The sequence below is a fragment of the Brevibacillus sp. NPDC003359 genome, from assembly GCF_042878995.1.
Lineage (GTDB): Bacteria > Bacillota > Bacilli > Brevibacillales > Brevibacillaceae > Brevibacillus.
This window is the reverse complement of record NZ_JBIAOR010000001.1, coordinates 41,411-58,507: the sequence shown is the minus strand read 5'-3', so window position 1 is coordinate 58,507 and position 17,097 is coordinate 41,411. Positions and strand designations below refer to the sequence as shown.

The following is a 17,097-nucleotide window of genomic DNA, read 5'->3' as shown; positions in this document are numbered from 1 at the left end:
TAAAAAAAGCTGTCCACCAAGCGGACAGCTTTTTCTAGCAACATGCTATGTTTTTACAATCAGGAGTGGTGTTTTCGTACGATGAATCGTTTTAAATGTGACACTGCCAAGTAGCGTACCTGCAACTGCACCTTGGCCATGATGACCGAGCACTACCAGTCCCGCGTCGATTTCTTCAGCCGTCTGGCGGATCACAGTAGCTGGATCTCCTACTACGACCTTGCTTTCATAAGGCAGCGATGCAGCTTCAAGCAACTCCTCGCATGGCTTTAACGTTTCACGTCCCCAGCCTTCGAGTGTATTCATGTTATCCCAACCTACGCCATACACACCTGCGTACGTGACTGGCGGGATGACAACGGAGAGAAGCGTATAAGATACATCTGGAAGGTGCTGGCCCATCTCGATGGCTTTTTTCGCAGCTTCTATCGAATGATCGGAGCCATCTACTGCAATGAGTACTTTATTCCAAGGGAAGCGGCTCTCATCTGTCTCCTCCGCAATGAGGAAGACCGGAACTTTGACATCGTGGAGTGTCGGATAGCTGACACTCTGCAACAGGAAGCCTGTTATGCGACCGTAACCATGTGTTCCCATCACGATGGCAGCATAGTCATTCGCAGCGTGCTTCGCAATGACTTCATGCGGCTCTCCGAACTCAATCTCCAATTCATACGTGATACCAGCTTCTTCTACGATCGCCAGGAATTTTTTCAGATCATCTCTTGCTTCATCCAATTGATAATCTTCTACGACATCTCGTCCTAACCTTCTGACAACATTGCGTGAAGGAAACGGCGAGATGGCATGGAGCAATGTGATTTCATGCTTATTTTTGGCGTAGGCCAGCGCGAACCGGACCGCCTGAATGGACTGCGCTGAGAAATCGACAGGGACTAGAATACGGGACATAATGACACGTCCTTCCTCTTTTTCATCTGGCAAATGTGGTGTAACTGTATGTATCCATCTGCCTTGAGTCCATTGTAGTCCTGTGGGTCCTAGGTGTATGTAGGGGTTTTCCCTGATCTTGGTAGGGATATTCCCTGATAGGGAGTCCTATTCTTTCAATGCCCTACTCCATGACAGCTGTAATAAAAATTGTAGGCTTTTCACTCAAATCAATGTCCGTGATCTCATGATCATCCACCATCCGACGATTCGTCTGTTGGTCTCTTCGAATGACCCGAACTACCGGGCGCGAAGGCAAGCCTCTATTTTGGTCAATGATCACACCGATCTCTCCTGTCGAGAGCTTCAGCGAGGTTCCTGTCGGGTACATGGCAATCGAGCGCAAAAAGTGAATCACCATTTTATGATCAAAACGTTTCTCCGCAAGTCCCATGACTTTTTCGCAAGCCTCATACGCCGGCAACGTCTCTTCTTCCGCTGAAAAAGGAGAGATGAGATTATCGTAGTAGTTACAAATCGCAACAATCTTGGCGAAATCATGAATATCATCGCCAGTCAGGCCTCGGGGCTGCCCACTTCCGTCCACCCATTCATGATGCTGTAAAGGAACGTGTGCGGAGACGATGCTCATCTCATGTTTTTTTCGCAACAGATCAAAGCCCAGCCACGTATGATGATTGGTTTTGCTGTTCTTTTTGTAGGCCGGGGCTTCCTTGTCGACAGACAGCTTTCCAATGTCATGCAAGAGTGCTCCGATGGCGAGCTCTTTTAATTGAGCGGTGTTATAGCCTAATCCTACGCCCATTACCGTCGCCATCATGCACACATTCAAGGAATGAATGTACATCGCGTTGTCGGTCGTGCGAATTTCTCCCAGATTCAAGAGCACGCGACGATTTCTCAAGGTTTCGTCGATGATACTTCCCACTGATTTTTGAATGCCGCGGACATCAAAATTTTTACCAGACTGCACACACGAAATCGCTTGTGACAGATTCCGGATCGCGTCCTTCCGAGTGGTCTCCGTGACGACCTCCTGCTCTTTCACTTCATCGAGCAGCGGGTCCTTGATGCTTAACATTGTGACGCCAAACCGACGCAATTTATTTATCATTCCGACAGTCAGCTGGACACCTGTATGCAAGAGCGTCAAGCCCTCGCTTGTATAAATGCTTCGAGCCAAAACATCTCCTGGCTCTACTAGGTCTACATTCACATATTTCATGGGGTCTTTCCTCCTGATTCCATCCTCCCCTGATGCTTCTTCCCTATCTTCGCATGGGAAAAACCTGTTTCGTGTGATTTTGCCGAAAAAACATCCGTGCTACCAGTTGCCTCCTCATTTTTCACCTGTTCCAGCCAAGACCAAGCCATGTGCAAAGCTCAGAAAATTTGGTGCGTGCATCCTCGTAGCCTTGCCTGTAATAATGCTCCAGCTTCTCTTCTTGACGTTCAAAACCTCGTATAAAGGTACCCGCTGGAGGTGCGATGACAAACGCTCTGCCTTCCTTCTGCATCTCTTTTACCTGTTCAATAGCCTCGCAATAGATGCGAAAATGACGAATGAATGCTTGACACAAGCGCGTACTTCTCGAAAAAAGACGCTCGACACGCGAAAGCATTCGCATCCAATCCTCTGGCGGACAAGAAGAAGTGAGCACAACAATATGTTTTTGATTGCCATCAAGCATGGACTTTAGGAAAGGTACCGGATGCACGATGCCCCCGTCCCATAGCTTGCGCCCGTTGATCGTAACCTTGGGTGATAAAAACGGAAGACTGCATGAAGCCCGAATCACATGGAAAATATCCGCACAATCGTCTTTCGTAAAGTAAACGGCTTCCCCTGTCGCGTAATCCGTTGTGACGACGACAAACCGTTCCTTCGCTTCACGAAACCGATCAAAGGCGAACGGCTCCAGCTTGTAAGGCATCTCATTGAAAATAAAATCCATGCCAAACAACGAACGCTTCGTGATCAAATTTTTACAGTGAAAGTATCGGGGGTCCCGTATGTATTTCGTATGATAAATCTTGCCCAATCCGCGCTGTCTCGCCAAGTATGCCGCCCCATTACACGCACCTGCTGACACAGCAATCACATACGGAATGTATAGCTCCTGCTCCATGAAGTAATCCAAAACGCCAGAGGTATAAATCCCACGGCTCCCCCCTCCCTGCAAAACGAGCCCTACCTTTTCCATTCCTATCACCCATTTTGATGTCGTTTACCCGTAGTATGAATGGTTGCCCAATGAAACATGCAGGGCTCGATCGTGCCAATCAAAAAACGACCCATAATAGGGTCGCCACTCAATCGTCTTTTTTCATCATACTGTACTGATCGCGGACCATCGTTACATTTTCCCCTTGCTGCGTCAACTCCAGCTTATAGAGGATATCCGCAAGCACCGCTGCATAGATCAACGTTAATTCCCCGGTATTGACCGGCTCTCGAAAGTAGCTCCCGATCATCTCATAGCCTTTTCGCTTATAGGATTCGGAATCTTCCTCTCCCAGTGCCTCACATAGCTCTCCAATCAGATCATCCAGTGCCAGCCTTGCGCGCTCATAGACATCGGGCTGGTCATGTGATAAACCGTCTGTCTCTTTGGTCGTACCCAATTGCCCCCTCCTCCTTCTCCTCTTAGAGTGGGGCAGGTGTAGAGGCTTTATGCAGATTCTTGTTCCGTTTTCTTGCTAGGTGGAACTCGAATTCCCGTCAACGCCTGAAACAGTACGCGTTGGTACTTCATCTCGGCATCAGGATCAGGCCGATCCAGCAGGGTTCCGAGCACAGCCCCTAAAAAGCCGAGTGGTATGGAGACCAGTCCAGGATTCGTCAGTGGAAATAATGGCTCCGCACGAATAAGTCCGGTCAGTGGATTCATAACAGTCGGACCCAAAATGACCAGTACCACTGATGCAGTTAAACCTGTCAGGACTCCACAAATCGCTCCGCGCACGGTAAACCGCTTCCAATACAACGTAAACAACAAAAGTGGTAAATTGGATGAGGCTGCTACCGCAAACGTCAGCGCAACGAGAATCGCCACGTTCATTTTTTCTGCACCGATTGCCAGCCAAATGGAGATCACGCCCACCGCAACAGACGAAAGCTTTGCCATGGTGACCTGTTCTTTTTCCGAAGCCAACCCTCGTCTGATCAGATGACTGTAAACATCATGCGCGAACGCAGAAGAGGCGGAGAGCACGAGTCCTGTCACTACTGCCAATATCGTCGCAAAGGCAACAGCAGCAATATACGCCATCAAAAACTCTCCGCCGAGAGCATCTGCCAAGAGCGTGACCGTCAGATTACCCCCGAAGCCCACATTCTTCAATGCCTCGTAGCCTACAAACGTGCTCGCCCCAAATCCGAGGAAGATCGTCATTAAATAAAAGGCGCCGATGACCCAGGTTGCGGTGTAAATCGAATTTCGAGTCGTCTTGGCGTCCTTGACTGTGAATAACCGGGAGATAATATGTGGGAGCCCGGCGGTACCGAGAATCAAAGCCAAATGCAGTGAGATCGTTTCAAGCGGATCATGAAGTTGATTTCCCGGCTGTAAGAACTGTTCCTGAAGAGGTGTAATCGTACTCACATGTGAAAACATTTCGGATAAGCTCCAATCAAAACGGGCAAAAACGATCAGACTGAGGATCAACGTCCCTGTCAGGAGCAGTATCGCTTTAATAATCTGAACCCAGGAGGTCGCCACCATCCCGCCGAACACGACGTAAAATGTCATCAGGCTCCCGACAATCAGGACAGCCGTATCGTAACGGACTCCCAATAAATAATGAATGAGGGCACCTGCCCCAACTAATTGCGCCAGCATGTAAAATATCGTAATTAATAGAGTCGTACAAGCAACAACGCCACGTAGCCAAAGGCTGTCAAATCGGACGGCAATCGCGTCTGCCAACGTATAGCGCCCCAAATTATGCAACGGCTCCGCAACTAAAAACAAAATAATCAGATAAGAGACAAAAAAACCTATCGCATACACGAACCCGTCAAAGCCGTACATCGCAATGGTTCCCGCAATCCCCAAAAACGAGGCAGCACTCATGTAATCGCCGGCAATGGCAATGCCATTTTGTAACCCGTTCAAGCGATTTCCTGCCGCATAGAAGTCTTTCGTCGTTCCTGTCTGTTTGGCAGCCGAATAAGTGATGGCCATCGTGCCGATAATGACGGCAAGGAAAAAGATGATCGTCGTCATGGACAATACTTCTCCCATCTTGTAAAAATGAAAAAAAAGACCAGGGGTTAACCCCAGCCTTCTCTTCGTGGCATGAGCTTCCTACTTTTACTGTTTCTACGCTGAATCTTTCATTCCTGTATTCGCTTTCACCAAAATTTCATCGTACTTCTTATCGTCACGGGAGCTGGACATCATGGTTCCGATCCATGCAGCCAAAAAACCTAACGGGATCGAGACAATGCCCGGATTCGGCAACGGGAACAGCGCTTCGCCGACCAAAATGGCTTTTCCAGCTACAGGATTCCAGACGTTCGGACTCAACGCAACCAGAATGAGGGAGCTGAACAAACCGACGAGCATTCCGCTGATTGCTCCTGCCGTATTGAACCTTTTCCAGAAGATCGTGAACAAAATCACCGGGAGATTTGCACTCGCCGCTACTGCAAAAGCCAGCGCAACAAGGAAGGCCACGTTCAGATTTTGCGCAAACAAAGCGAGCAAGATAGAGACAATCGAGACACCGACAGACGCCCATTTAGCCATCTTCATTTGCTCTTTTTCTGTTGCTTTTCCTTGCCGTAATACGTGTCCGTAAAAGTCGTGCGCGAAGGCAGAAGCCGCAGTGAGCACCAGCCCAGCCACTACCGCGAGAATGGTAGCGAAGGCAACCGCAGATACAAAGGCGAACAAGAAGTTACCACCTAACGCTTGCGCAAGCAGTGGAGCTCCCATGTTGCCCGCAGGGTCCATATTCCCCGCTCCTACAAACGCTGCTGCCCCGAAGCCGAGGAAGATCGTCATGACATAGAAGGCACCAATGATCCACGTCGCGTACACAACCGATTTGCGAGCTGTCGTTGCATCTTTGACGGTGAAGAAGCGAATCAAAATATGCGGCAATCCAGCTGTTCCGAGCACAAGTGCGAGATTCAGCGAAATGGTATCGAGCCCCACTTTAAACTTGTTACCAGGATTGAGGAACTGCTCTCCCAATGGTGTCGCCAACTTCATTTGCTCGAACATTTTCAAGAGGTTAAAATCGAATTTGGCAAAAACCATCATGGAGATGATAAATGTACCGACCATCAACAAAACCGCTTTTACGATCTGCACCCATGAGGTTGCCGTCATTCCGCCGAAAACGACGTAGATCGTCATCAGTGCGCCTACGATGAATACGGAGGTCGTGTAATCTAGCCCCAAGAGCAGCTTGATCAAGGCCCCTGCTCCGACCAATTGCGCGATCATATAAAAAATCGAGATGGCAATCGAATTGAGAGCGGCGACACCACGAACCTTTTTATTGTCAAAACGTGCGGCTATCATATCAGCCATCGTGTATTTTCCTAAATTACGCAAAGGTTCTGCTACCAAGTAGAGCACAACGAGATACGCAACAAGAAAGCCGATACTGTAGAAGAAGCCATCAAACCCGCTCAATGCTATCATCCCGGCAATTCCAAGGAAGGAAGCAGCCGACATGTAATCTCCCGCAATCGCGAGGCCGTTTTGCCAACCCGTCAATCCTCCTCCAGCAGTGTAAAACTCACTGGTCGTGTTCGTCTTTTTCGAAGCGTAAAAGGTAATGACAAGTGTCAACAATACAATGACGAGAAAGAGTAAAAATGCGGTTACGTTCATTAGCCCCTTCCACCTGCCTCTTGTTTGATTTTCTCAACGAGTTGATCAAACTTCTCAGCCCGCTTGGTGTACAGGATACAGAGACCCCATGTCATGATGAACTGAGCAAAGGCAAATACCCACGCCCACGAAATGGCTCCAAACGCTGGTTGATTCAGTACGGTGAAGTAGGAGGTTAAAATCGGAAGGGTAAAGTAAAACACGAAGAAAAAAATAGAAGATGGCAAAATAAACGCTTTTTTCCTTCTCAAGAGCTCTTTGAAAGTAGCTGACTGAATCACTGCTGCATAATCAACAGCGTTCTTCTTCTGATCCTCGGCTTTTTTTGCCGAAGCGGATTTGCCCATGGGAACCTCCCCCTCATCAACAGAAATGTAAGCGCTTCCTTCATTGTAGAGAATCCTTTTCTATCCGTGTATTTTTCTGCGTAAGATGTCGGGGAGTGTGTGTCAGTGGCAGATTTTTCACCACGATCTGCAAATGCTTGATCACCAAGCTTACTCCTCAAGACGTTTGAGCAAATCTTTAGCGGAGGTCCGAGATACGGGAATGCGCGGTCTTCCTTCTCCCTTCAAAATCAGATTGTAGGCACCGTTGAACCAAGGTTCGAGCTCGCTTACGTATTGAAGATTGACCAAATAGCTTTTGTGGGTACGGAAAAAGTCGTATGCGCAAAGCTTTTCCGCCAGTTGTGTCAAGGTCATCCGCGTCGAGTAGGTAGCCGTTTGGGTGATGATTTGCACATATCGCTCCTCTCGCATCGCATAGACAATGGTCGCTGGATCAATGACCACTAATCTACTATTATCTTCTACCAACAGCTTGGTTCGTTTGGTCTGGACAGGCTCTACTTTCGGCTTAACCAGACGCTCTCGTATCCGTTGCATCGTTTCTACCAGCCGCTTAGGCTCCGTAGGCTTCAGCAAATAATCGACAGCGTACAGCTTAAACGCATCGATGGCAAATTCCTCATACGCAGTACAAAAAACGATAAGGGGGTGCTGCTTGCGTGAGGCGAGCATTCTGGCTGCCTGCGCGCCTTCCAGTTCAGGCATTTTCATATCCAGGAAGACGACATCCGGTTCGTGCACATCGACCATTTCCAACAGCTCTCGCCCGTTGGTGGCATAGGGCAGCAATTCTACGTCTCCTTCTTGTAGCAGTAAATAACTCAGTTCTTCGCGTGCTAGTCGCTCGTCTTCTGCAATCATGACTCGTATTGGCATCAGGCACTCACCTCTTTTGTAATCGGAATGGTAAAGGTAATCGTACTGCCACCTTCTTGTTTATTGGCAAAATGGAGTTGGGCATCTTGTCCGCACAAGCTGATCAGACGTTGGTTGACATTATGGATGCCAATTCCGTTGCCCTCCTTACTCTCCATTGGCACCTTTCCCAGAACTGGCAGTAAGTTGTCAGGAAAGCCTTGGCCATTATCTTCTATTTGAAAAACAACATGCAGATTCTGCCGTTTCACATGGAGGATGATCTCACCGCCGTTCGTGATGTCGGAAACACCATGCTGAATGCAATTCTCAAATAACGGCTGCAACGTGCCAGGAGGAATAAGGGCTTCTTCTACACCCGCATCAATGATGGTGCGAACGGCGAATTGCTCGGAAAATCTGATTTTGATAATTTCCAAATAAGCATGCAGGTGATCCAACTCCTGTCTCACGTTGACAAGCGGACTCGCTGTGAGCTTCAGGTTGAATCGCATGAACACGCCAAGCTGAATGGTCATATGCCGGGCTAGCTGCGGATCAATTCGTATCAAGGTCACAATTGAATTTAGCGTGTTGAACAAAAAGTGAGGATGAATCTGCGCCTGCAGCATCCGCAACTCAGCATCTTTCATTAACCCTTTCATTTGCTCCGTGAGGGATAGTGTCAATTGATTGGAGATCAGGTTGCCGAGCCCTTTCGCTAGCGCCTCCTGGACTTTTCCTATTTGTTGCGGCCTCCGATAATAGAGTTTGATCAGACCGACGACGCTGTCCCCCTCTTTAATCGGCACGAGAATCGCTGCATGCAGGTTACAATTTTTGCGCTTGCATCCGACGCTCTCTCGCGTCAATCCCTTGTCGATTCCCCCGCCAATCAGGGCCCGCTTATCGAGCTCACTACTGAGCGCTTCTCCCGGATGATGGTGATCTGCCCCTACTCCTACGTGCGCAAGAAGCCGCTCTCGATCTGTTACAGCAACGGCTGCTGCCTTCGTTTCTTTTTGTAAGACGAGGGCTGCTGACTGAGCAGTCTGTGGTGTGAGCCCCCTTTTCAGGTGTGGCAAAATCCTTTCCGCTATCGTAAAGGAACGCTCCGCCTCAATGGCAGCCGAACGTTCTGCCTCTTGCAAGGCAACCCGTATCATCGTCGTAAAAATCGCAATCGAAACACTGTTCGTTAGCACCATCGGAATCCCGATCACGTTTACCATGGTTCGCGCCAACTCGGGCGGAGCGGACATGATCAATAAAAGTGACATCTGAATAATGGGCGCGAACATGCCGATAAACATGGCTTTGGACGGAGAAATAACCCGCTCCTGCGAGAAAAAACGCGCTACGTATCCAGCCAACAAGCCCGTGATCGGGACCGACAAGCCCATCGAGGCTGCGGCGAATCCTCCCAATTGGAAGACATGAAGCCCAGCAATGACACCTGCCCCCAGGCCAACGAGAGGCCCTCCGAGCAAACCACCAATGACGACGCCTACCAAAGTAGAATTGGCGATTATTTCGTCATACGACAAACGAAAAATCCAAAAAGCAGGAAGATAGCTCTCCCCTTGCACGACCACTCCTGCATATGTACCTGCAATCCCAAACAACCCGAACATGACGGAAAATGCGATTGACGTCCCAACGTGCAATTCGCGGTCTAAAAGCTGGCGAAACAACGGTGTCCTTGTCAAAATAAATGCCAGCGTCAAAAGAATGCCCATCCTCTCGATGAGCAATAACGTGAGATTGTCCACCGCAGCCTCCCTTAGTTTAAATCTTCTATAAATTCCGCATATTACTCTCAATTCCCTGCTGGACAGACAACCTCGCTAGGCTGATTGCATACGCTGTGTGTGCAATGCTTCAGGAGAAGGGTGATCATACAATGTGTGGAATTGTAGGCTGGATTGATTGGGAAAAGGACTTATCTGGTAAACGTGATGTGCTGCAAAAAATGACCCAATGCCTCAAGGATCGAGGCCCTGATGCAGAAGGCTATTGGCTGACTCCGCGCGCGGCCCTCGGTCATCGTCGCCTTGTAGTCGTAGACCCTGCTGGCGGACAGCAGCCTATGTCGGCTCTCAAAAACGAACATGCCTGCACCATGATTTACAATGGTGAATTGTATAATACCGAGGATTTGCGAGCAGAACTGCTTGCTTGCGGACATACCTTTCAATCTCACTCGGATACGGAGGTGCTTTTGCACACGTACTTGGAGTGGGGCCCAGATTGTCTGTCAAAGTTAAACGGTATCTTTGCTTTTGCGATCTGGGACGAACGCGAACAAAGATTGTTTGTCGGCCGTGACCGTATGGGGGTTAAGCCATTATTTTATGCGCAAAGAGGCAGTTCATTTCTGCTCGCCTCCGAGCTAAAAGCCTTGCTCGCTCACCCTGAGGTCAAACCAGAGCTCTCTCGTGAAGGCTTGGCGGAGGTTTTCGGAATCAGTCCCGCTCGTACGCCCGGTCATGGTGTTTTTCACAACGTACACGAGGTGCGGCCTGGCTCCTATCTGTTGGTGACGCGTGATAGCGTCAAGCAAAAACGCTACTGGCAGCTCGAAAGCCGTCCACATACGGATGACCTGAAGACAACTGCTGAACGTGTCAGGGAGTTAGTCACGGATTCGATTGAACGCCAATTGGTTGCAGATGTGCCCGTTTCGACGCTCTTATCAGGCGGATTAGACTCGAGCATTATAACAGCTGTCGCGGCCGATCATTTTCAAAAAACAGGCCGTGGAACCCTGCACAGCTACTCCATCGATTATGTCGACAACAGAAAGCATTTCAAGGCGAGTACTTTTCAACCAAATGAGGATGAACCTTATGTGCAACTCGTTACAAAGTTTCTCGGAACCCAACATCACACGATCGAATTCGATACAGACGATTTGATTGACTCCCTGAAAATAGCGACACTCGCCCGTGACTTGCCGGGTATGGCTGATGTGGATGCATCCCTTTACCTGTTTTGCCGCGAAATAAAAAAAGAGACGACCGTTGTCCTCTCTGGAGAATGCGCCGATGAAGTATTTGGCGGGTATCCATGGTTTCATCGCGAAGACCTGCTGAATGCCGGCACGTTCCCTTGGTCGAGAGCGACGAAAGAACGTGCGTCCTGGCTATCACCTGATCTACGTGATTGGGTCAAACCCGAGGAATACGTCGCCATGCGATATGAAGAGTCTCTTGATGAAGTCCCACATCTTCCTGGCGAAGATCCGATTGAAGCTCGCCGACGGGAAATGTTTTATTTGAATATAACATGGTTCATGAACACACTGTTGGATCGCAAAGACCGAATGAGTATGGCGGCCAGTCTGGAAGCGCGCGTCCCTTTCTGTGACCACCGCATCGTGGAATATGTCTGGAACATCCCATGGGATATGAAGACGCATGGGAATCGGGAAAAAGGAATTTTGCGAAAAGCTATGGAAGGAATTTTGCCGGACGAGGTCCTGTATCGCAAGAAAAGCCCGTACCCGAAAACACACAATCCGGCCTATACGGAAGCCGTTCGCTCTTGGCTGCTGGATATTTTAGACGACTCTTCCTCTCCGCTGCTTCAACTGGTTGATGTACCAACTATTCGAAAAATTGCCGAGTCAGATGCACAGGCTTCGAGCATCCCGTTTTTCGGTCAGCTCATGAGTACACCCCAGTTGTTTGCCTATCTCGGCCAGCTGGATTATTGGCTGCGGGAGTACCATGTATCTATTCGTGACTAACGAAAACAAAAGCTCCTCGCCCCTTATGGTTTACGGGGGATTAGAGGAGCTTTTCGTTACTTTTTGGTTTTTCCCCGTTGCTTGTGTCTAGGTGCGGGTTGTGACTTTGGGTTGAGGGGAATGGTAGCAAGAGATTGATATCTCAGATCAAACTGCTCGCCTGAGCGTTTCATGATCGTGAACGTTTTGGTTGCGCCGACTCGGATCAAACGGTAGTCCACTCGTGTTTTTTTCCCTCCCCCACTCAGAATCGCAGCCACGGTCCGATGATTCTGCAGATTCACTTTTATCTGCAACGACAGCACGGTTGCTGGAAAAGGTGGGATGTCACGATAAGGAACACAGAGCTTTCCTTTCAGCATCCGCAAATGGAGATTCCGAATCATCACTTCCGTCAGTTGCTTCCCCCAATACCGGCGGAAAACACGGGAGATTTTTCGTTTGGTGTTGTATTTTTCGGGCAATGGCGTGTAATCCACACCGTTTACGGTATAAACAGGCTTTCCTCTCGGCGAATTCGCGATCTGAGTCCAGACATGCTCTGCTGAAGTAATAAACTGCTTGAGCCTCTGCAACTCATCCAAGGATTTCACCTCCTCCATAAACCGTATGGTGGTGGGCTTATGCTAGTACGCCCGATTTCAGCGTTCCAAACGTAATGGACAATAATTCTGAACATACATATAAATTGCAATCATATTAATGGGATGATAGAATATAAACCGCTTTCACTTCTCTAATCGGGGAGTGCGTTTTTTTGCCTTTTAAGTTTAGTACTATTTAATTTCTTGGAGGTTGTAATGAATTTCATCATTCCCATCGCTGGCTTACTCATCGTGATCGGGTTAGCATTGTTAGGGAGCAATGGACGTAAAAAGGTCAAATACAAGCCGATATTCGTCATGATTGCTCTGCAATTTTTGCTTGCCTTTCTTCTTCTGCATACCAAGTTTGGGTTTATATTCGTTTCAGCCATTTCCAAATCGTTTGAAAAGCTTCTTGCCTTTGCGGCAGAAGGGATCAATTTCGTATTTGGCAATCTGGTAAACGACGGACAAATGTCCTTTTTCCTTAGTGTATTGCTCCCAATCGTCTTCATTTCCGTCCTGATTGGTATTTTGCGGCACTTCAAGATTTTGCCGATTATCATGAAGGCAATTGGCTTTGTTCTGAGCAAAATTAACGGCATGGGTAGGCTGGAGTCTTACAACGCTGTCGCTTCCGCTATTGTCGGCCAAAATGAAGTCTTCATCACTGTGAAAAAACAGCTTGGTTCCTTGCCGGAGCACCGTCTGTATACGCTGTGCGCGTCAGCCATGTCGACTGTTTCGATGTCGATTGTCGGTGCGTACATGACGATGATTGAGCCGAAATACGTCGTCACAGCACTGTTCCTGAATCTGTTTGGCGGCTTCATTATCACTTCTATCATCAACCCTTATACGGTGGAAGAAGAAGAAGATTTGCTTGATATTCAAAGCAATGAGAAGCAATCCTTTTTCGAGATGCTCGTCGAGTACATTATGGATGGCTTCAAGGTAGCGGTAGTCGTGGGTGCAATGCTGCTCGGTTTTGTTGCCTTGATCGCTGCTGTGAATAGCTTGTTCGGCATGATTTTCGGCTGGACGTTCCAAGAAATACTCGGTTTTGTCTTCGCTCCTTTTGCCATCCTTATGGGCATTCCTTTTGCGGAAGCGATGACAGCTGGTAGTATCATGGCGACGAAGCTCGTAACGAACGAATTCGTGGCGATGATCGAGTTGGGCAAGGTCGTATCTGAACTGAGCCCGCGTACAGTAGGAATTCTCTCTGTCTTCCTCGTTTCGTTCGCGAATTTCTCCTCTATCGGCATTATCGCTGGTGCGGTGAAAGGGCTGAATGAGAAACAATCCAATGTGGTCGCTCGCTTTGGGTTGAAGCTGTTGTTCGGTGCCACGCTGGTAAGTCTTTTGTCTGGTGTCGTTGTCAGCTTCGTCCTGTAAGTGAAATGAGAAAGTGTCCCTCTGCCATGTGCAGTAGGGACACTTTTTTTGTATGCAAAGGGTACGGCTAAGTACTGCTCGTCCTCTGTATGCGGCTGCTGTTCAGACTACTTCCCATCTAACCCTCATCGCTTATTTTTCAACTTTGTAATAGCGATCCCCGGTCTTCGGATTGAAGTATACACGACGCTTTTCCTGAGTTACAGGATCAATCGTCACTTCATTAGTCGACTCAAATCCGGGCGGGACGATTTCTCCGTGGTCTGCGTGTAGTCGCTTGTCCTTGATTTTGGAAATGATTAGCAAGGTGATGAAAAGCAAGATCTGAAACACGATGTAATAAAGAATATAAATCATTCATTACGCCTTTTCAACGACTACTGCTGTACCGTATGCGACAACTTCACCCATATTTCCCATATTTCCAGAGTCGTAACGACACATTACCACAGCGTTAGCTCCCATGGCAGTTGCGTTTTTTATCATGCGGTCAAGCGCCTGTTTGCGCGCGTCCTCCAAGAGCACCGTGTATTCCTTGATTTCTCCGCCAACTACTGAACGAAGACCTGCCATGATGTCTCCCCCAATTCCGCGTGCTCGAACGATCAAGCCGAATGTCGTTCCTTTTACTTCAACGACACGATATCCTGGAATGTTTTCTGTTGTTACAACTATCATTTGCTTCTCCTACTTTCTACTTTTATTTTTGAAGATCACATGTAGCACGATGTCAGCGCTAAAATGACTAATGATCGCAGCTTCTAAACCGTATCGCCAATATAGGAAGCCAAACAAGATGCCCAAGATACCGTTTAGCAACAACGTCCATACAGTGACCATCTTGCCTTTTCCGTACGTCATGTAATTGGTTGGGAGATGGGATACAGCGAAAACAATGGCGGCGACGCAGATGCCCAGCCAATAGGAAATTCCCATCAATCCAATCTTCTGTGCCAAAAATACGACAACAGTCATAACCCCTAAACGCATGAGCACTTCTTCGCAAACCCCTCCGTAAAAAGACGAGAGAAAGCCGAAGAACCGTGATGAAATCGGTTCTTTACCCATTATTGGGGTCATGTGTAGTTGAAAGAAATAACGGTCCACCAATTTTACCAAGAGGCCTACCGCGATACCTGAACCAATAGATATGGCCCAAAACGACCAGATGGAAAAAGGCAGCTCCACTCCGGACACCCAGTGATCGAGAATCCAGAGTCGAAAACCAGTGGAAGGCATGAGCCATAAGCCTATAGCAGTTGCCAGAGCCAGAAATACACAACTCTGAATGATCGTAATCGCAACCATGACGGAAATAGGCGGGACTTTGTTATTAGGATCGAAGGCGGCTTGCAGCTGTACATGTTGGCGAATCGTGTTGGATTGAATCGGTATAGCGCATAGAGCGCACAGTACACTAACCAACCAAATCAGCCAAAAATGTTCCATTTCTACGCCTCCTCTTTAGATTTCTGATCGTTCTAAAAAGTACCAGCCCATAAAGAAAAACACGATATTGAGTATAAAGACACCTGCGAGGCCCGGTAAACCTGTGATAGCTGCTTGAGCCAGAGTTGAGTTTTCTTGAATCATCATCATCGCCGCATTTGACAATCCACCTGGAGATACCATATCCAAAAATTTACCGAGAAATTGTGGAACAGTGAAGATCAGGATATTGAATACCAGCGAGGCTCCACCGGCACCAACAGCATTGCTAAAAAAGCTGGAGGCGCACAGAGTTGTAGTGACGACAAGAAATAGATTCGGTATGTACATCAACGTACCTATCCATACATGGGTCCAATCTAGTTTTCCGAAAAGGATCTCTGTATAGTAGGCGGTTATCCCCATCCCGATCAGCATACTTGCCATTGTCAAAGTGTAGTAGGTAATGGCTTTGGCGAGATAGTATTTGGCTCGACTGATGGGCTTGACGAATACCATGGATGCTACCCCAGAGGCTTTCTCTCCAGCAATTGATCCCATGACGATAAGGATTAGCACAAACGTGCCGAGTGAGCTAAACTTGCTAATCGCCGTCGAGAGTACTTCCGGAGCAGACGGGGTTGGAATTTTGATGACTGCCCCTTCCGGCAGTCCAGTAGAATTGGCCAAAATATCAGGGAGCATTTTCATCGTGATCGGCTGTGTAATCATTAAAGCAATAAACACAATCGGGATAATGAGAATCTTGTAGGTTTTGACCAATTCATTAAATTCTTTTCTGATCATTGGATGGGAAGTCATCAGTTATTCACAACCTTTAGGAAAATATCTTCGAGGGTCGATACGGACAAGTGATAATACGCCAGTGTCCCGCCAGTTTCCAGAAGAATGTGAGGCAGGAGTGCCTTGGCTTTTTCCATGTCATTGGTAAGAACTTTGTAAATACCGCCGTCTAGGTTCCATTCCCTGATCCAGGTTAGCCCATTCAATACATCGGTTAAATCTATGTCCTGTTGATCAAGCTTGAACTCAATCAGTGGCTCCACATGGTTTGCTCGCAGCTGATCCAAACTGGACGACAGCACCACCGTACCGTCCTTGATGATGACGATCTGGTCGGCGATTCTTTCGATGTCATCCAAAATGTGGGTCGACATGAAGACAGTCATATGTTGCTTCAACTTTTCTATTAGTAATAAGACGTCATATCTGCCCATGGGGTCGAGCGCGGAAACTGGCTCGTCCAAGACGAGTAGCTTGGGATTGTGGATGAGCGCCTGGGCAATCCCCAGACGCTGTTTCATCCCTCCGCTGTAACCGCTTATTGGGCGGTTCCTCGCCTCATTGATTCCGCATAACTCCAAGAGTTCATCTGTCCGCTGCGCAATTGTGTGCTTGTCCAATCCATAAAGTCTACCGACCCAATGCATCCACTCTGTCGCTGTCATGTAGTTGTAAAAGGCTGGGATTTGTGGACAATACCCTACTTCACTTGTGACTTTATTGCGGTCGGTCACGACGTCGTAGCCTACTACTCTCACTTTTCCTCCGGTCGGTGCAGCCAATCCGGTTAGGATGCGGATAGTCGTCGTTTTCCCGGCACCATTCCCCCCAAGAAAACCGACACAACCGATGCCATCGACGGAAAAGGTAACGTTCTTTAACGCTTTATGGTCTTTATATTCCTTTGTGAGGCCTTCACATTCAATTACTCGCAAAGAATGTCAACCCTTTCCTCGGTTCTCTTGAGCTAGTCTTTTCTGCCTACAAAGAAATACACGATCGGACCCAAGGTGTTTATAAAGATAATGCCGAGAGCCCACGGCCATTTTTTTCCACCTGCAACTCGGTACGCTTCTCGTCGAGCCAAATCAATTAAAGCAATAACTGCTAGTATCAATTGAATAGCAATGATAGGTGCAAGAAGCTGAATATCGAACGGCATG

18 protein-coding genes are annotated in these 17,097 nt (G+C 48.1%); 2 read left to right on the top strand and 16 right to left on the bottom strand.

Features of this window, described 5'->3' with window-relative positions:
* Positions 1-45: 45 nt before the first annotated feature.
* From ACFYU8_RS00105 to ACFYU8_RS00065, 9 genes are all read right to left on the bottom strand, one after another.
* A complete protein-coding gene (locus ACFYU8_RS00105) occupies positions 46-912 on the bottom strand; it encodes a universal stress protein (protein ID WP_390297092.1) in 867 nt (288 codons plus the stop codon).
* 163 nt (positions 913-1,075) lie between these two features.
* Entirely contained in the window at positions 1,076-2,137 is a 1,062-nt protein-coding gene (locus ACFYU8_RS00100; RefSeq protein WP_390297095.1) for an HD-GYP domain-containing protein, read from the bottom strand.
* A gap of 121 nt (positions 2,138-2,258) precedes the next feature.
* On the bottom strand, positions 2,259-3,116 hold the full coding sequence (locus ACFYU8_RS00095) for a patatin-like phospholipase family protein (RefSeq protein WP_390297098.1): 858 nt from the start codon (positions 3,114-3,116) through the stop codon (positions 2,259-2,261).
* A 109-nt stretch (positions 3,117-3,225) separates the two neighbouring features.
* Entirely contained in the window at positions 3,226-3,537 is a 312-nt protein-coding gene (locus ACFYU8_RS00090) for a hypothetical protein (protein ID WP_390297101.1), read from the bottom strand.
* A gap of 47 nt (positions 3,538-3,584) precedes the next feature.
* Positions 3,585-5,141 carry a solute symporter family protein gene (locus ACFYU8_RS00085; RefSeq protein WP_390297104.1) on the bottom strand — a complete coding sequence of 519 codons (1,557 nt, stop codon included), beginning with the start codon at positions 5,139-5,141 and terminating at the stop codon, positions 3,585-3,587.
* A gap of 96 nt (positions 5,142-5,237) precedes the next feature.
* Entirely contained in the window at positions 5,238-6,764 is a 1,527-nt protein-coding gene (locus ACFYU8_RS00080) for a solute symporter family protein (protein WP_390297107.1), read from the bottom strand.
* Entirely contained in the window at positions 6,764-7,111 is a 348-nt protein-coding gene (locus ACFYU8_RS00075; RefSeq protein WP_390297110.1) for a DUF485 domain-containing protein, read from the bottom strand. The genes ACFYU8_RS00080 and ACFYU8_RS00075 overlap by 1 nt, the downstream gene beginning before the upstream one ends.
* 150 nt (positions 7,112-7,261) lie before the next feature.
* On the bottom strand, positions 7,262-7,990 hold the full coding sequence (locus ACFYU8_RS00070) for a LytR/AlgR family response regulator transcription factor (protein ID WP_390297113.1): 729 nt from the start codon (positions 7,988-7,990) through the stop codon (positions 7,262-7,264).
* Complete coding sequence (locus ACFYU8_RS00065) at positions 7,990-9,741, bottom strand: LytS/YhcK type 5TM receptor domain-containing protein (protein ID WP_390297116.1); 1,752 nt, start codon at positions 9,739-9,741, stop codon at positions 7,990-7,992. Before ACFYU8_RS00065 ends, ACFYU8_RS00070 begins: the two co-directional genes overlap by 1 nt.
* Before the next feature lie 131 nt (positions 9,742-9,872).
* On the opposite strand from ACFYU8_RS00065, the gene asnB reads away from it, so the two are divergent.
* Positions 9,873-11,720 (top strand): asparagine synthase (glutamine-hydrolyzing), encoded by a 1,848-nt coding sequence (gene asnB / locus ACFYU8_RS00060; RefSeq protein WP_390297119.1) that lies wholly within the window; start codon positions 9,873-9,875, stop codon positions 11,718-11,720.
* A 56-nt stretch (positions 11,721-11,776) separates the two neighbouring features.
* On the opposite strand, the gene ACFYU8_RS00055 is transcribed toward asnB, so the two are convergent.
* Positions 11,777-12,313, bottom strand: a complete 537-nt coding sequence (locus ACFYU8_RS00055) for a DL-endopeptidase inhibitor IseA family protein (RefSeq protein WP_390297122.1) — start codon at positions 12,311-12,313, stop codon at positions 11,777-11,779.
* Positions 12,314-12,520: 207 nt separating this feature from the next.
* Here ACFYU8_RS00055 and ACFYU8_RS00050 point away from each other — a divergent pair, with 207 nt between their 5' ends.
* A complete protein-coding gene (locus tag ACFYU8_RS00050) occupies positions 12,521-13,702 on the top strand; it encodes a NupC/NupG family nucleoside CNT transporter (protein ID WP_390297125.1) in 1,182 nt (393 codons plus the stop codon).
* 132 nt (positions 13,703-13,834) lie between these two features.
* Here ACFYU8_RS00050 and ACFYU8_RS00045 read toward each other — a convergent pair whose 3' ends face one another.
* Genes ACFYU8_RS00045 through ACFYU8_RS00020 form a run of 6 tightly spaced genes read right to left on the bottom strand, consistent with a single transcriptional unit; the run spans position 13,835 to position 17,096 of the window.
* Complete coding sequence (locus ACFYU8_RS00045; protein WP_007729139.1) at positions 13,835-14,059, bottom strand: hypothetical protein; 225 nt, start codon at positions 14,057-14,059, stop codon at positions 13,835-13,837.
* 3 nt (positions 14,060-14,062) lie between these two features.
* Complete coding sequence (locus ACFYU8_RS00040; RefSeq protein ID WP_390297128.1) at positions 14,063-14,380, bottom strand: heavy metal-binding domain-containing protein; 318 nt, start codon at positions 14,378-14,380, stop codon at positions 14,063-14,065.
* Between the two features lie 9 nt (positions 14,381-14,389).
* Positions 14,390-15,151 carry a CPBP family glutamic-type intramembrane protease gene (locus ACFYU8_RS00035; RefSeq protein ID WP_390297131.1) on the bottom strand — a complete coding sequence of 254 codons (762 nt, stop codon included), beginning with the start codon at positions 15,149-15,151 and terminating at the stop codon, positions 14,390-14,392.
* A gap of 15 nt (positions 15,152-15,166) precedes the next feature.
* On the bottom strand, positions 15,167-15,952 hold the full coding sequence (locus tag ACFYU8_RS00030; protein WP_390297134.1) for an ABC transporter permease: 786 nt from the start codon (positions 15,950-15,952) through the stop codon (positions 15,167-15,169).
* Positions 15,952-16,869, bottom strand: coding sequence for an ABC transporter ATP-binding protein (locus ACFYU8_RS00025; RefSeq protein ID WP_390297137.1), 918 nt, complete (start codon positions 16,867-16,869; stop codon positions 15,952-15,954). Before ACFYU8_RS00025 ends, ACFYU8_RS00030 begins: the two co-directional genes overlap by 1 nt.
* A 32-nt stretch (positions 16,870-16,901) precedes the next feature.
* Positions 16,902-17,096 (bottom strand): PLD nuclease N-terminal domain-containing protein, encoded by a 195-nt coding sequence (locus ACFYU8_RS00020; protein ID WP_007729128.1) that lies wholly within the window; start codon positions 17,094-17,096, stop codon positions 16,902-16,904.
* Between the last annotated feature and the right edge of the window lies 1 nt (position 17,097).

Excerpts from the sequence above, each read along its gene's own strand:
- ACFYU8_RS00105 (WP_390297092.1), bottom strand. The coding sequence starts at position 912 with ATGTCCCGTATTCTAGTCCCTGTCGATTTCTCAGCGCAGTCCATTCAG.
- ACFYU8_RS00100 (WP_390297095.1), bottom strand. The coding sequence starts at position 2,137 with ATGAAATATGTGAATGTAGACCTAGTAGAGCCAGGAGATGTTTTGGCT.
- ACFYU8_RS00095 (WP_390297098.1), bottom strand. The coding sequence starts at position 3,116 with ATGGAAAAGGTAGGGCTCGTTTTGCAGGGAGGGGGGAGCCGTGGGATT.
- ACFYU8_RS00085 (WP_390297104.1), bottom strand. The coding sequence starts at position 5,141 with ATGACGACGATCATCTTTTTCCTTGCCGTCATTATCGGCACGATGGCC.
- ACFYU8_RS00080 (WP_390297107.1), bottom strand. The coding sequence starts at position 6,764 with ATGAACGTAACCGCATTTTTACTCTTTCTCGTCATTGTATTGTTGACA.
- ACFYU8_RS00075 (WP_390297110.1), bottom strand. The coding sequence starts at position 7,111 with ATGGGCAAATCCGCTTCGGCAAAAAAAGCCGAGGATCAGAAGAAGAAC.
- ACFYU8_RS00070 (WP_390297113.1), bottom strand. The coding sequence starts at position 7,990 with ATGCCAATACGAGTCATGATTGCAGAAGACGAGCGACTAGCACGCGAA.
- asnB (WP_390297119.1), top strand. The coding sequence starts at position 9,873 with ATGTGTGGAATTGTAGGCTGGATTGATTGGGAAAAGGACTTATCTGGT.
- ACFYU8_RS00050 (WP_390297125.1), top strand. The coding sequence starts at position 12,521 with ATGAATTTCATCATTCCCATCGCTGGCTTACTCATCGTGATCGGGTTA.
- ACFYU8_RS00045 (WP_007729139.1), bottom strand. The coding sequence starts at position 14,059 with ATGATTTATATTCTTTATTACATCGTGTTTCAGATCTTGCTTTTCATC.
- ACFYU8_RS00040 (WP_390297128.1), bottom strand. The coding sequence starts at position 14,380 with ATGATAGTTGTAACAACAGAAAACATTCCAGGATATCGTGTCGTTGAA.
- ACFYU8_RS00035 (WP_390297131.1), bottom strand. The coding sequence starts at position 15,151 with ATGGAACATTTTTGGCTGATTTGGTTGGTTAGTGTACTGTGCGCTCTA.
- ACFYU8_RS00030 (WP_390297134.1), bottom strand. The coding sequence starts at position 15,952 with ATGACTTCCCATCCAATGATCAGAAAAGAATTTAATGAATTGGTCAAA.
- ACFYU8_RS00020 (WP_007729128.1), bottom strand. The coding sequence starts at position 17,096 with ATGCCGTTCGATATTCAGCTTCTTGCACCTATCATTGCTATTCAATTG.